Origin of the sequence: Corynebacterium incognita (assembly GCF_014217255.1) — a bacterium.
Classification (GTDB): Bacteria; Actinomycetota; Actinomycetes; order Mycobacteriales; family Mycobacteriaceae; genus Corynebacterium; species Corynebacterium incognitum.
Window position 1 is genome coordinate 266,050 of sequence record NZ_CP059404.1, and the last position, 12,940, is coordinate 278,989.

The 12,940-nt window shown below is 63.1% G+C and carries 15 protein-coding genes; 6 read left to right on the forward strand and 9 right to left on the reverse strand.

The features are described 5' to 3' along the window. Positions 1-8: 8 nt before the first annotated feature. From H0194_RS01275 to H0194_RS01285, 3 genes are read left to right on the forward strand one after another with little or no spacing between them, the layout of a single operon-like run. Entirely contained in the window at positions 9-1,352 is a 1,344-nt protein-coding gene (locus H0194_RS01275; RefSeq protein WP_185176094.1) for a DUF349 domain-containing protein, read from the forward strand. A gap of 13 nt (positions 1,353-1,365) precedes the next feature. Beyond that, complete coding sequence (locus H0194_RS01280) at positions 1,366-2,499, forward strand: GNAT family N-acetyltransferase (protein WP_185176095.1); 1,134 nt, start codon at positions 1,366-1,368, stop codon at positions 2,497-2,499. A 19-nt stretch (positions 2,500-2,518) separates the two neighbouring features. Further along, complete coding sequence (locus H0194_RS01285) at positions 2,519-3,982, forward strand: MFS transporter (RefSeq protein WP_246388981.1); 1,464 nt, start codon at positions 2,519-2,521, stop codon at positions 3,980-3,982. 14 nt (positions 3,983-3,996) lie between these two features. Here the strand turns inward: H0194_RS01285 and H0194_RS01290 are convergent, their stop codons facing one another. From H0194_RS01290 to H0194_RS01310, 5 genes are all read right to left on the reverse strand, one after another. Then, positions 3,997-4,677 (reverse strand): Rv2732c family membrane protein, encoded by a 681-nt coding sequence (locus H0194_RS01290; RefSeq protein ID WP_246388983.1) that lies wholly within the window; start codon positions 4,675-4,677, stop codon positions 3,997-3,999. An 18-nt stretch (positions 4,678-4,695) separates the two neighbouring features. Then, on the reverse strand, positions 4,696-6,243 hold the full coding sequence (miaB, locus tag H0194_RS01295; RefSeq protein ID WP_185176805.1) for a tRNA (N6-isopentenyl adenosine(37)-C2)-methylthiotransferase MiaB: 1,548 nt from the start codon (positions 6,241-6,243) through the stop codon (positions 4,696-4,698). 59 nt (positions 6,244-6,302) lie between these two features. Then, positions 6,303-6,929 carry a recombination regulator RecX gene (gene recX, locus H0194_RS01300; protein ID WP_425486437.1) on the reverse strand — a complete coding sequence of 209 codons (627 nt, stop codon included), beginning with the start codon at positions 6,927-6,929 and terminating at the stop codon, positions 6,303-6,305. Next, on the reverse strand, positions 6,907-8,049 hold the full coding sequence (gene recA / locus H0194_RS01305; RefSeq protein WP_185176097.1) for a recombinase RecA: 1,143 nt from the start codon (positions 8,047-8,049) through the stop codon (positions 6,907-6,909). Before recA ends, recX begins: the two co-directional genes overlap by 23 nt. A gap of 166 nt (positions 8,050-8,215) precedes the next feature. Beyond that, positions 8,216-8,431: a DUF3046 domain-containing protein gene (locus H0194_RS01310; protein ID WP_185176098.1), complete on the reverse strand. Its 216-nt coding sequence runs from the start codon at positions 8,429-8,431 to the stop codon at positions 8,216-8,218. A 119-nt stretch (positions 8,432-8,550) separates the two neighbouring features. On the opposite strand from H0194_RS01310, the gene H0194_RS01315 reads away from it, so the two are divergent. Genes H0194_RS01315 through H0194_RS01325 form a run of 3 tightly spaced genes read left to right on the forward strand, consistent with a single transcriptional unit; the run spans position 8,551 to position 10,455 of the window. Next, positions 8,551-9,141: a biotin transporter BioY gene (locus H0194_RS01315; RefSeq protein ID WP_185176099.1), complete on the forward strand. Its 591-nt coding sequence runs from the start codon at positions 8,551-8,553 to the stop codon at positions 9,139-9,141. After that, entirely contained in the window at positions 9,134-9,832 is a 699-nt protein-coding gene (locus tag H0194_RS01320) for an energy-coupling factor ABC transporter ATP-binding protein (protein WP_185176100.1), read from the forward strand. Before H0194_RS01315 ends, H0194_RS01320 begins: the two co-directional genes overlap by 8 nt. 5 nt (positions 9,833-9,837) lie before the next feature. After that, positions 9,838-10,455: an energy-coupling factor transporter transmembrane component T family protein gene (locus H0194_RS01325; RefSeq protein WP_185176101.1), complete on the forward strand. Its 618-nt coding sequence runs from the start codon at positions 9,838-9,840 to the stop codon at positions 10,453-10,455. 21 nt (positions 10,456-10,476) lie between these two features. Here H0194_RS01325 and H0194_RS01330 read toward each other — a convergent pair whose 3' ends face one another. The 4 genes from H0194_RS01330 to pgsA all read right to left on the reverse strand — a co-directional run bounded on the left by H0194_RS01330 (position 10,477) and on the right by pgsA (position 12,940). Continuing rightward, on the reverse strand, positions 10,477-11,349 hold the full coding sequence (locus H0194_RS01330) for a PspA/IM30 family protein (protein WP_185176102.1): 873 nt from the start codon (positions 11,347-11,349) through the stop codon (positions 10,477-10,479). A 72-nt stretch (positions 11,350-11,421) separates the two neighbouring features. Beyond that, entirely contained in the window at positions 11,422-11,799 is a 378-nt protein-coding gene (locus tag H0194_RS01335; RefSeq protein ID WP_185176103.1) for a helix-turn-helix domain-containing protein, read from the reverse strand. Between the two features lie 48 nt (positions 11,800-11,847). Further along, positions 11,848-12,351: a CinA family protein gene (locus H0194_RS01340; RefSeq protein WP_185176104.1), complete on the reverse strand. Its 504-nt coding sequence runs from the start codon at positions 12,349-12,351 to the stop codon at positions 11,848-11,850. Continuing rightward, a complete protein-coding gene (gene pgsA, locus H0194_RS01345) occupies positions 12,344-12,940 on the reverse strand; it encodes a CDP-diacylglycerol--glycerol-3-phosphate 3-phosphatidyltransferase (RefSeq protein WP_185176105.1) in 597 nt (198 codons plus the stop codon). Before pgsA ends, H0194_RS01340 begins: the two co-directional genes overlap by 8 nt.

Below are 12,940 nucleotides of genomic sequence, written 5' to 3' on the forward strand. Positions count from 1 at the left end.
ACTCACCCATGACTGATGCCACCGGCAAACCAACTCCCGGCAACATGCCCAAGCCAGGTCCCCGGCCGGGACCCCGCCCCGGTGGAGCGAGTGCCCCACGGCCCGCAGCACCAGTCCCTGTCAACGCTCCTCCCGCCAACGATCCCTCCCAGCACGGGCGTATCGAGGATGACGGTACCGTCATTCTGGTGACAGCCACTGGCGAACGCACCATTGGTAACTGGCAGGCAGGCACCAAGGAGGAGGGGCTGCGCCACTTCGGAAAGCGTTTCGACGACCTGGCCACCGAGGTCGAAGTCTTGGAAGCACGCCTGAAGGCGCACCCGGAGGAAGCCGCGAAGATTACCCTCGCCGCACAGGAGGTCCGCACCACGCTGCCGGAGGCCACCGTCCTCGGTGACATCGATGGCCTCGACAAGCGCTTAGGCGCCATCATCGACAACGCGCTGAACACCGGCGAAGAGGTCGCCCAGGAGAAGGCACGCCGCCGCAAGGAGGGCATCGCTGCCAAGGAAAAGCTTGCCGCCGAGGCCGAGGAGCTTGCGGAGACCTCCACCGACTGGAAGGCGGCCGGCGACCGCATCCGCGCGATTCTGGACGAGTGGCGCGCCATCAAGGGCGTGGACCGCGCCACCGATGACAAGCTGTGGAAGCGCTACTCGCGCGCCCGAGATGCCTTCAACCGCCGCCGCGGCGCCCACTTCGCAGAGCTGGATAAGCAGCGCGCAACCGCCAAGGCAAAGAAGGAGGACCTCGTCGCTCGCGCCGAGGCTCTGCAGGACTCGACCGATTGGAAGGAAACCGGCCGCGCCTACAAGGATTTGATGACCGAGTGGAAGGCCGCGGGCCGCGCGCCGCGCGAGGTCGACGACAAGTTGTGGGCCCGTTTCCGGGCGGCTCAGGATCACTTCTTCGGCGCCCGCGACGCGGATAACGCCGCCCGCGACCAGGAGTTTGCGGACAACGCCGCGGCGAAGGACGCACTGCTCGCGGAATATGACCCGCAGATCACGCCTGAGGACAACCTTGACGCCGCCAAGGCCAAGCTGCGCGAGCTGCAGGAAAAGTGGGAAGAAATCGGCTTTGTCCCCCGCAACCAAATTCGCGAATACGAAGACAAGATTGCTGCAGTGGAAAAGCGCGTCGCCGACGCAGAGGAAGCCCAGTGGCGCCGCACAGACCCAGAGGCGCAGGCCCGCGTGGCCCAGTTCCAGGCCAAGGTAAACGACTTCCATGCCCAGGCAGACGAGGCGGAGAAGAAGGGCAACGCCAAGAAGGCCGAGACCCTACGCGCGCAGGCGTCCCAGTGGCAAGAGTGGGCTGACGCCGCCCAGGCAGCCATCGACGATTAGGCTCATCCGCTGTATGCCCTGCGTCCAGTTTGATCGGCCGCAACGACCGAGCGCGGCGTCGCCAAGCTCTCCGCTGGAGCCTTCCGACGCCCTGCGCACCTTCGTCTTCATGGCCAACCTGGCCGCTCAGGAGGCTACCGGCGATCCCGCGGCCTCTACCTCCGTCGAGCGCGTACTCAACCGCATGAAGGGCTCTAACGAATCCGATACGGTGTTGCTCGGGCTCGTCGCCGAGGCCCCGGCGGTCGCGGAACTCTCCCCCGTCGGCCTCGCATTGGTGCCGTCAAGCGCCTCCGCGCACGAACCGGACTTGGACTATCTTGGATTTATCCACGTGGGTTTCAATCTTCGCGAGGATAAGCACATCGCGGAGTGCGAGTTGGTACTCGACGTCGATTACTTGCCCTTGCCCGGAGAACCTCTCAGCCCTGCGGGCGCGGCCGCCGTCACGGAGCTGTACGACGCCGCGGAGTGGCTCGCTCGCAACCAGGGACGGACGTGCCTGCAGACCGGCCTGCTGCATGCAGCGGGAACGGATATCGACGCCGACCCTACAGGCCGGATCCTGAGCGAGCGCGGCTACCGCCAAGTTCTTTCGGAGACCCAGCTGTGGCACCCTGTACCCGACGCTCTCCCCCAGCCGCCCTCCGTCATGGGCCTCAAGGCCACTGTGGCCACGGACTATGCCATCCCGGATGCCCTCGTCGACGGAGTGCTGGAGCTGCTGGAGATAGCGAGTGCCGACGCACCTCGCGAAGGTTTGAGCTTCGAACCACTGTCGTGGGATCGCACCCGCTTGCATGAGGCCGCGGCGCGACAGCGCGACCGCAACGCCCACACGATTTTGGTGATCCTCCACGAGACCGCCACGCAGCGCCCCGTGGCCCTGGCCGAGCTGTCTCGCCATGCCGGTTCCGATCCGAGCGTTGCGGAATGGAGTTTGACGGTCACCGCGCGGGACCGCCGTCGCCAGGGATTGGCGCGCATCGCGAAGCTGCACGCGCTCGAGGCGCTGCCGCACCTGTGGCCCAAGGTGGAGAGGATCTATACCAACCGTGTCACCAGCGACGAGGCGATGTGCCGGTTATATGCCCATTTTCACCCCATCGAGCTATCCACCTCCACCGTGTGGGAGAAAGCGCTGTAAGAACGTATAATCGCGCTTCATGCACACCCTGCCGCCGCGGGCCCAACGCTGGATTTTCTTTGCCGTTATTTCACTCGGTCTGCTCATGATTGGGCTGGACAATTCAATCCTCTACACCGCCCTTCCTGCCTTGAGCTCCCAGTTGGAAGCTTCCGCCACCCAGCAGCTCTGGATCATTAACGCCTATGCTCTGGTTTTGTCAGGCCTACTATTAGGTGCCGGTACCCTCGGCGATCGCATCGGTCACCGCCGAATGTTCCTGAGCGGCTTGGTCATTTTCGGTATTGCTTCTCTCGCGGCAGCCTTCGCCCCGTCCGCGTGGGCGTTGGTGGCGGCACGCGGCGCGCTGGGCGTTGGTGCGGCGGCCATGATGCCTGCGACGCTCGCGCTCATCCGGCTGACCTTCGACGACGAAGTCGAACGTAATACCGCCATCGGCATGTGGGGCTCGGTAGCCGTGGTGGGCGCGGCTCTGGGCCCCACCGTGGGTGGCGTGCTGCTTGAGCACTTCTGGTGGGGTTCCGTTTTTCTCATCAACGTCCCCATCGTGGCACTGGCATGGATAGCCACGAAGACGCTGGCCCCGCCGAACGTCACGAACCCAAACAAGCACTGGGACGCCGCGTCGTCCCTCCTCGCGCTCATCGCGCTGTCCGGGCTGACGCTCGCGATCAAAACCGCAGCCAGCCCGGAGCCTTCCTGGTCGGTGCTGGTTGCTACCATACTCGCCACCGTGGGTGCGGCGGTGGCGTTTACTGTACAGCAGCGGCGACTCACTGATCCTCTGCTTACCTTCGATATTTTCCAGTCCAAGATGTTCAACGGTGGCGTCCTCACGGCAGGTGGTGCGATGTTTGGCATGGCCGGCGTGGAAATGATGACCACTCAAAAACTCCAGCTCGTTGATGGCTTTAGCCCGCTGCACGCGGGTCTCGTCATTTCCGCCATGGCAATAGCTGCCATCCCCGCATCATCCCTGGGCGGCGCTGTCCTCCACCGGGTCGGTTTCCTGCCGCTTATCAGCGGCGGATTCATCGTGATGGCGATGGGCATCGGCCTCGCATGGTGGGCGGGGCGTCACGACACCCTGTGGCTGTTCGTCACCAGCATGGTCTTCGCCGGTACTGGGGCGGGCTTGGCAATGTCTGTGTCCTCCACCGCCATCATTGGCGCAGCCCCGGTACATCGCGCCGGGATGGCCGCGGGCGTCGAAGAGGTATCGTATGAATTCGGCACTTTGCTGTCTATCGCCATTACCGGGTCCCTGGTGCCGCTGTTGATGTCTGCGGCACTCCCCGACAGCATCAACGCTCTCGGTGTGGAAGCGTTGCGGATACCTGAGTTACACGATGCGGCAGCAGCGGCGTACAACGACGGCTATCTCACGGTCTTGGGCGGTATTGCAGCGGTCTTGATCGGGTTTGCAGCGATAACAGCCTGGTGTTTCCGCAACAACCCACGCTCTGGCTCGCTGCAGGCTTAGGCGTCACTGCAGGCTTAGGCGTCGGCTCCGGGGCCGTTGCTGGAGCCAGTGTCGCCGCGCTTGTGTCGCGCGGCCGCGCGCTTCCGACGGTCGTCGACCAGCAATGGGTTGCGCCTGGCGTCCGAGCGCAGTTGAGTCTTCGGCTCGCTCCCCGAACGCAACTGAGACTGCAGCTCGCCTACCTCATCAAGCTGCCCCGCAGCGCGCTTGCGGGCCGCTTCTGCCGCCAGCTGTTCTGGCGACTTACGGAGGGCAACGAGCGAATACGCCACGAAGGCAACGCCGGCACTGAGCACACCGATGTACATGCCGATGCCGGCCGGGACCTGTGCGGCGCCGCGCATCCAGAACGCGAAAATCGAGCCGAAGAAGGCCACCGCGACCAGCATCCACGCGATGAGGCCGAACGCCGCGCGGCGGGTGGCAAGGAGTAAGACGGTGAACACGCCAACACCCAGCGCGAGCAAGTCAGAAAACACCCGTTCGGTGATTTTCACGTCCGCCGCAGCGGCCGCAGGCTGGTGGAACACGACCTCCCAGCCGCTTGCGGCACCCGCATGAGGCAGGAAGAGGTACACCACGAAAAGTAGGACGGCCACAGCCAGGGGCCACACCTGCCCGCCTAGGTCCATGGTGCGCGCGGCAAGGCGCTCACTTTCTGCGAAGTTCTGCTGCTGTTCATTCCTGGTAGACACGCTGGCTAGCCTACCCGCCTAGCAGCCGCAGGCATCGCCGGAGGCTCCAGCACCAGGTGCCGGGGCCGTGGGCTTGCCGATGGACGGCAGGCCCAGGCCCACCCCAATCGGTGCGGTTGTCGGCGTCTGCCCAGCCGCAAACATGTCGCCCGCCTTGGTGCGGCGGTGGGTGAGCACCCCGGAATCCGCGATGAGGAAGAAAGACCCGGAGGAGGTCACTGTGGCAGTGACGACGTCGCCCGGGCGGATCTCCCCGTCCACCGCGCCAGCAACGGCCGGTTCCGGATTGAAGTGGACCAAACGGCCGTCGCGAGCCCTACCGGTCAGGCGCTGGGTCTCCTCGTTCTTACGCCCGCCTACAGCCTGCACGAGCAGCTCCACCTCGGCACCGACGAGCTTGGCGTTTTCCTCCGCTGCGATCTCGTCCTGCAGTGCGACGAGCCGCTCGAAGCGCTCCTGCACCACGTGCTTGGGCACCTGGTTGTCCATCTCCGCGGCCGGGGTCCCGGGGCGCGGGGAATACTGGAACGTGAATGCCGAGCTAAACCGCGCCTGGCGCACGACGTCCATGGTGGCTTGGAAGTCTTCTTCGGTCTCCCCAGGGAAGCCGACGATAATGTCGGTGGTGATGGCGGCGTGGGGGATTTTCGCGCGCACCTCGTCCAGAATCCCCAAAAACTTTTTGGTGCGGTACGAACGCCGCATATCCTTGAGCACCTTGCCCGAGCCCGACTGCAGCGGCATGTGCAGCTGCGGGCAAATGTTCGAGGTCTCGGCCATGGCATCGATGACGTCAGAAGTGAATTCCGCCGGGTGCGGAGAGGTAAAGCGCAGGCGCTCGAGACCCTCGATCTCGCCGCAGGCACGGAGCAGCTTAGAAAAGGCGGACTTGTCGCGCGGCAGATCCGGGTCCGAGAAGTGTACGCCGTAGGCGTTGACGTTCTGTCCCAGCAGCGTCACTTCGGACACGCCTTGGTCGACTAGGGCCTGGACCTCGGCGAGGATGTCTCCGGGACGGCGGTCTTCCTCCTTGCCACGCAGCGAGGGAACGATGCAGAACGTACAGGTGTTATTGCATCCCACGGAGATGGACACCCAGCCGGCATAGGCGGATTCGCGCTTCGCGGGCAGCACGGAAGGGAACTCTTCGAGGGCATCGACGATTTCCACCTGTGCCTCGTTGTTGTGCCGGGCCCGCTCGAGCAAGGTGGGCAGCGCACCCATGTTGTGCGTGCCGAAGACCGCGTCGACCCACGGCGCTTTTTCTAAGACCGTGTCCTTGTCTTTCTGCGCCAGGCAGCCGCCCACGGCAATCTGCATGCCGGGGTGGTTGTCCTTGGTCTTGCGCAGCGAACCCAGCGTGCCATAGAGACGTTTGTCCGCGTTCTCACGCACCGCGCACGTGTTAAACACGATGAGGTCCGGCTCCGCGGCCGGTGGTGCTGCCACGTACCCCGCGTCCTCCAACAGACCCGAAATGCGTTCGGAGTCATGGACGTTCATCTGACACCCAAAAGTACGCACCTCATAGGTCCGCGGGGCGCCGTCTACACCGGTTTGCTTCATCTGCGTTGTCTGCTCAGCCACGGAAGGTGATTGTAGTTCTCGGCGGGCACAACTCATAACTACCTAAGTTCTTCAATTCTTCCTTCCAGCGCGGCAATGGACACCGACATGGCCATGCCTTGTGGGAAACCGCGACGTGCGAGTACGCCGACGATGCGGCGCAGCGCCTTGTCGCGCTCCGCACGGTCCGCGGGCACCGCCTTGATGGAGCGTGCCTTCTTCTCCGCGAGCGACTCCGCGAGTGCGCGCTCATCATCGTCGGAAATGGTGGCTAGGGCGTCGCTTCGAATCGAGCTGGCCACACCCTTGTCTTGCAGTTCGCGGTCCAGTACTCGGGACGACTTCCCCCGGCGCTGGTGGCGTTGACGCACCCACTCGCGGGCGAACACCGCGTCATCGATGAGTCCGACGCGCTCCAGGTCATCGATGACTTCGTCCACCACCGCGGGTGGGAACTCGGCGTCGACAAGCCGGGTGCGCAATTCATGCGCCGAGCGAGCGCGTTGATCGAGCAGACCCAACGCGCGCTTGCGGACCTGGGCCTTGTTCTTTTCCGCCTCGGCGTCAAAGAGTTCGTTCGCCTCCCCCGCGGCGGAACGCTCGGCGTACTCCACCATGGCCTGGCGGAGCCGCTCCACTGTGTCCGATGTGTTCGAGTGTTGGCTACTCGTCATCCGAATCGTCAAAATCCACGTTCGGTACCATGTCCACCGGATCGTCGGTCAGTGGGTCCTCGGCGCCCGGCACGTCCATAGCTGCGGATTCTTCAGTGGCGGCGAATTCGCCCACGCCGAGCTTGGCAAAGATCTTCTGCTCAATCTCGTTGGCGAGGTCCTTGTTCTCCTTGAGGAACAGGCGCGCCTTCTCCTTGCCTTGGCCGAGCTGGTCGCCGTCGTAAGTGAACCAGGAGCCAGACTTCTTCACCAGACCGTTTTCCACGCCCAGGTCAATGATGGAAGACTCGCGCGAAATACCCTCGCCATAGATGATGTCAAACTCCGCGATCTTGAACGGCGGGGAGACCTTATTCTTCACCACCTTGAGCTTGGTGCGGTTACCGATGGCGTCCTGGCCGTCCTTGAGGGTCTGAATACGGCGGATATCGCAACGGACGGAGGCATAGAATTTCAGCGCCTTACCACCGGTCGTGGTTTCGGGTGAACCGAACATAACGCCGATCTTCTCACGCAGCTGGTTAATGAAGATGGCGGTCGTACCAGAGTTATACAACGCGCCAGTCATCTTACGCAGTGCCTGGGACATCAAACGAGCCTGCAAACCGACGTGGCTGTCACCCATCTCGCCCTCGATTTCCGCCTTCGGCGTCAGAGCCGCCACGGAGTCGATAACGATGATGTCAATCGCACCGGAGCGCACAAGCATGTCAGCGATCTCCAACGCCTGCTCACCGGTGTCTGGCTGGGACACCAACAGGTTATCCGTGTCCACGCCCACTAGGCGGGCGTACTCCGGATCCAGCGCGTGCTCGGCGTCAATGAACGCGGCGATGCCCCCGTTTTTCTGCGCGGAGGCGATGGCGTGGAGTGCGACGGTGGTCTTACCGGAGGATTCCGGTCCGTAGATCTCCACGACGCGACCGCGCGGGAAACCGCCGATACCCAAGGCGACGTCGATAGCCGTGTTGCCGGAGGAGATGGCCTTAATGGGCGGACGATTGTCGTCTCCCAGGCGCATGACCGCGCCCTTGCCGTAATCCTTCTCAATCATCGCCATGGCGGCGTCTAGCGCCTTTTGGCGGTCCGCCCCCGTAGCCGCAGCGCCGGTGGACTTCTTCTTAGCTGCCATTGTGACTCCGTTCTAATTCTTGGTTCAAAGTAGTTTCATTGTGATTGGACTCGTTCGCCACAGTCACGGTTCCGCATCGCCCCCAAGACTATCGGGAACCAAGACACTCACCGACACGACACGCACGCCTGTTCGAAAATACTATATTCGAACACGGCTGTGCTACCTAAACCCCGGGGCGATCCACCCCGAGGCGGCGCTCTTCGGGGATATCCAGCTCGTCACACAAAGCCTCCCAGACCTTCTTGGGCGAATGGCCCCCTTCCAGCAGTTCGTCTGGGGTTCCGCCCAGCGCGGCAATGTGGTGCGAGTGCGCGAGCCACTTCCCCTCGGTGGCCCCAAACTCATCTTCCATGAGCCGGTCAAACTCCGTTAATCGCATGCCCTCAAGACTACAGCCACGGCGTGCACGCACCACAGCCACACTAAATCCACTGGTTGAATAGTGTTCAAAACATGCCAATTGCAGTATTTTCTTAGCTATCTATAAACTACTGGGCCATGAAGAAAAACTCCGTCGCCACCGACATCGCGTATGTCGCCGTATTCACCGCCCTCGTCATCGTCATGGCTTTCGTATCCATCCCCGTTGGCACCGCTGGTGTGCCCATCGTGATGCAGAATGCCGTCCTCATACTCGCCGGCCTCGTACTTGGCGGGCGCCGCGGCCTCATGACCGGCGCTCTGTTCCTGCTATTGGGCCTCGTCGGACTCCCAGTCCTGGCGGGCGGACGTCCAGTACTCCCAGCGCTCGCGGGACCGTCGGTGGGCTACATCGTGGGCTACCTCATCTCCCCGTGGATTGCTGGCCTCATCGCCTACCGTAGCCCGCGCAACAAAGCCGGCATGGCAATGGTGCTGGCCATCGCGGGCATCGTTGGTCTTCTGCTCCAGTACACCTGCGGTGCGATCGGCCTGATGGTGCGTTCCGGCCTGGAACTCGGCGCGGCCGCCGCGGCTCAGTTGACGTTCATGCCTGTCGACGCCGCCAAGATCGCCGTCGCCGTCGTCATCGCGCTCGCTGTTCACGCGGCGTTCCCTGACCTCATGGGCGCCCGGAAACGCACTGCCGCGAAGGCCGCCCGTGCCTAAGGTCGAGTTTCGCGGGGTCAGCGTCGATTTCGATGGCACCGAGGTCCTCAGCGACATTAACCTCACCCTCACCGAGGCACGCATCGGCATCATTGGGGCCAACGGCGGCGGAAAATCTACGCTCACTCGCCTCATCAACGGCCTCGGCGAGCCTACTTCCGGGCAGGTGCTTGTCGACGGCGCCGACGTCTCCGAAGGCTCCAATGGCAAGGAGATCCGCAAAAAGGTCGGCTTTGTGTTCTCAGACGCGGAGAACCAGATCGTCATGCCTAACGTGCGCGATGACATCGCCTTCTCGCTGCGCCGGTTCAAGTTGCCGAAGTCTGAGCGCGATGCCCGCGTGGACGCGGCCCTCCGACGTTTCGGCCTAGAGGACCTCGCCGATAACTCACCGCATACTCTCTCGGGCGGACAGAAGCAGTTGCTTGCACTGGCAGCAGTGTTGGTGATCGACCCTGTGTTGGTTATTGCCGATGAGCCCACCACCCTGCTGGATCTGCGTAACCGGGACCGCATCCGCAGGGAATTCGCGGCACTGGAGCAACAGCTCATCGTCGTGACTCACGACCTTGACTTTCTCACGGACTTTGAACGCGTGCTGTGCATAGACAGCCACCGCGTAGTTGCCGACGGCGCCCCCGGCGAGGTTATTCAGTACTACAAGAGCCTGATGGCTGCCAAGGAGGACTAGGCACGATGCGCATGGAAGCCGTCCCCCTCGGCGACTACGTGCCGGGGAACTCAATAGTCCACCGCTTACCCGCGGGGGCAAAGTTCCTCGTGTTGTTGGTCTTTATCATCGCCACCACGGTGCTGGCGAAGACGATCCCCACCGCGTCCGCGGCCCTGGTTACTGCCGCGCTAGTCCTGGCGGCGACGCGGGTGCCCGCCAAAAACATGTGGAACCAGCTATGGCCTCCCCTGCCGATCTTGATCCCTTTGGCCGCGTTCCAGTGGTGGCAAAAGGGCTTCCACGAAGCCGCCGTCGTTTTTCTCACCGTCTACGCTTGCATCATCGCTGCCGTCGTATTGACTCTGACCACCCCCGTGGCCGAGATGATGGATGCGCTAGAAAAGGCCATGGCTCCCCTGGAGCGTTTCGGCTTCCCAGCTCAGAACGTCAGCCTGGCGATGTCGCTGACCATTCGACTCCTGCCGCTCATGTTTACCACCATCAACGAGGTCTTGGACGCAAGAAAAGCCCGGGGTGCCGGAACGTCCATGTTGGCGTTCGGCACCCGGGTGATAATTCGCTCCCTCCGCCGCGCCCGCGCGATGGGCGAAGCCCTACAGGCGCGCGGCGTGGGAGACTAAGAACTTACTTACTGCGAACTACTACTGCTCGCCGCGCAGCTGGCGCATGCGCTCGGCAACCGCATCATCGGAAGCAGTGTTCGGCTGTGCTTGCGCGGCGGTGTCCTGCGCTGCGTTAGCCGCGCCGGAATCGATTGCCGGGCTGCTCTGGGACTGCCCCGACTCCAGCTGGTCACCGCGCATCTCGGCGCGAATCTGCTCCAAACGGGAGTGGCCGGCCATCTGCACCGACGCGCTCTCAACCTCAGCCATGCGGCCCTGGACGGAGTTTTCTGCAAGCTCCGCCTGGCCCAGTGCCTTGGAGTAGCGGCGCTCGATCTTCTCGCGCACGCCGTCCAGGCTCGGGGTGTTGCCGCCGGAGATGGACTCGTTCATGGACTGCAGGGACTCGGACACCTTCTCCTGCATCTTGGCCTGCTCCAGCTGGGAGAGCAGCTTCGTACGCTCCGCCGCCTTCTGCTGCAGCGTCATGGCGTTGCGCTCGACGGCCTTCTTGGCCTTTTCTGCCTGCTGCAAAGCCTGATCGTGCAGTGCCTTGGTGTCCTCCACAGACTGCTCAGCGGTAACCAGCTGCGCAGCGAAGGCCTCGGCGGCGTTTTCGTATTCCACGGCCTTGGACTCGTCGCCGTTGTTACGTGCCTGATCCGCGAGGTTGAGCGCCTGCTTGGTGTTGGCCTGCAGCTTCTCAATCTCGGAGAGGCGGCGGTTCAGCTGCATCTCCAGCTGGCGCTGGTTACCAATGACCGCCGCCGCCTGCTGAGAAAGCTCCTGGTGCTGGCGCTGTGCTTCCTCGATGGCCTGCTCGATCTGGACCTTCGGATCAGCGTTCTCCTCAATCTTGGAGTCGAACAATGCCATCAGGTACTTCCATGCCTTGACGAATGGGTTAGCCATAAGGGGTCAAGCCGCCTTTCTTTAAAGCTCTCGCGAGAATCGAAATAAATTACTACCTAAATGGTAGCGAATCTAGGCTTCGCTTGCTGCAGGAGTAGTAGATGCAAGCTCTTCATCCATCGACTGCATTGCCATGTTGCCCACCGCCTCAAGCAGAACCTCGGAGACGGTGGCACCGAGGCCGTGACAGATGGCGGCCAGAAGCTCAGAGGACACTTCTTTGCGACCGCGCTCAAGCTCCGATAGGTACCCAGGAGAAACGCGGGCCATCGTTGCTAGCTCGCGCAGCGTCACGCCCTTATCAGCGCGGAAGCCACGCAGCGTCATTCCCAGCGCCTCGCGCAGCAAAGGCTCTGGATGACGGCGTGGGGCACGGTGCGGCGCCAGGACCTCTCGCTGTGCTGGCGTATGGACCAGTGGTTTGTCTAATAGAGCAGTAGTCGTGTTCATTACCCTGTTTAACGTCACAGGCGAGCGTTTTGTTCCCGCCTTAGTTCCTTAATTTTCGATCAGCTGGATCAGCTGCGCGAAAGCGGTCTCGACCGCCGCCGCGCGAATCTGGGCCCGGCAGTCCCCCGCGTCCGCCACCCGGCACACATGCGGCGTCGCGTCGCCGGTAGGCCCAAAGATCGCAACATACACCTCCCCAACCGGATGGCCGTCTTGTTCACTAGGCCCTGCCACCCCGGTGAGGCCAATCCCCCAGTCCGCCCCGCAAGCCTGACGCGCCCCTGCGGCCATCGCTCCGGCGACCTCCGGTGAGATGACGGAATGCTGCTCGATGAGCTCGGACGGGACGTCGGCAAGCACGGTCTTGAGCTCCGTGGCATAAGTGATCAAGCCCCCGCGCAACACCAAGGAGGCGCCCGGCACCTCAGCAATGGATGCCGCCGCCAACCCGGCGGTCAGAGACTCACACGTGGCGACGGTCTCCCCGCGCGCACGAAGGCCCTGCACCAACCGCTCCGCTAGCGTTGGCGCGGAATGCGCACCGCTAGACACGCCCTGCCTCCGCCTTGTTTTCCTTGTAGCCGTCCCACAGGTACTGAAGCCCCGTCACCACGGTGACAGCCACTGCTACGAGCATCACGATAAACGTCGGGGTATCCATCCACCCCGGCAGCGGACACAGGTACATCGCCACCGCCAGGGTCTGCAGCACGGTTTTCAGCTTGCCACCCTTAGACGCCGGCACCACCTTGCCACCGCGCAGCAACACCATGCGCCACACAGTAATACCGAGCTCCCGCACCACGATGACCACCGTGACCCACCACGGCAGTGAAGTGACCACGTTGAGGCAGATCAACGCCGTAATCATCAGCGCCTTGTCCGCGATCGGATCCGCGATCTTGCCGAAGTTAGTCACCAGCCCGCGGGAGCGGGCGATGTCGCCATCAAGCTTGTCGGTGAACATCAACAGCGCGAACAGGCCGAAAGCCCACCACATGCGCTCGGTGAGCACCAAGTAAGCGAACGGCGGAATAAACAGGATCCGCAAGGTGGTCAGGACGTTGGGCAGGTTCCAATTGGAAGGCTGCGTCGCGGGAGGCGTACCGGCCGCCTGCGATCCGGACGTCTCCTGCTGCAT

What these genes read in the sequence shown, in the direction of transcription:
- H0194_RS01330 (WP_185176102.1), bottom strand. Translation starts at nt 11,349, where the DNA reads ATGGCTAACCCATTCGTCAAGGCATGGAAGTACCTGATGGCATTGTTC.
- miaB (WP_185176805.1), bottom strand. Translation starts at nt 6,243, where the DNA reads ATGAAGCAAACCGGTGTAGACGGCGCCCCGCGGACCTATGAGGTGCGT.
- H0194_RS01275 (WP_185176094.1), top strand. Translation starts at nt 9, where the DNA reads ATGACTGATGCCACCGGCAAACCAACTCCCGGCAACATGCCCAAGCCA.
- H0194_RS01335 (WP_185176103.1), bottom strand. Translation starts at nt 11,799, where the DNA reads ATGAACACGACTACTGCTCTATTAGACAAACCACTGGTCCATACGCCA.
- pgsA (WP_185176105.1), bottom strand. Translation starts at nt 12,940, where the DNA reads ATGCAGCAGGAGACGTCCGGATCGCAGGCGGCCGGTACGCCTCCCGCG.
- H0194_RS01315 (WP_185176099.1), top strand. Translation starts at nt 8,551, where the DNA reads ATGAAGAAAAACTCCGTCGCCACCGACATCGCGTATGTCGCCGTATTC.
- H0194_RS01310 (WP_185176098.1), bottom strand. Translation starts at nt 8,431, where the DNA reads ATGCGATTAACGGAGTTTGACCGGCTCATGGAAGATGAGTTTGGGGCC.
- H0194_RS01325 (WP_185176101.1), top strand. Translation starts at nt 9,838, where the DNA reads ATGCGCATGGAAGCCGTCCCCCTCGGCGACTACGTGCCGGGGAACTCA.
- H0194_RS01280 (WP_185176095.1), top strand. Translation starts at nt 1,366, where the DNA reads ATGCCCTGCGTCCAGTTTGATCGGCCGCAACGACCGAGCGCGGCGTCG.
- recA (WP_185176097.1), bottom strand. Translation starts at nt 8,049, where the DNA reads ATGGCAGCTAAGAAGAAGTCCACCGGCGCTGCGGCTACGGGGGCGGAC.
- H0194_RS01285 (WP_246388981.1), top strand. Translation starts at nt 2,519, where the DNA reads ATGCACACCCTGCCGCCGCGGGCCCAACGCTGGATTTTCTTTGCCGTT.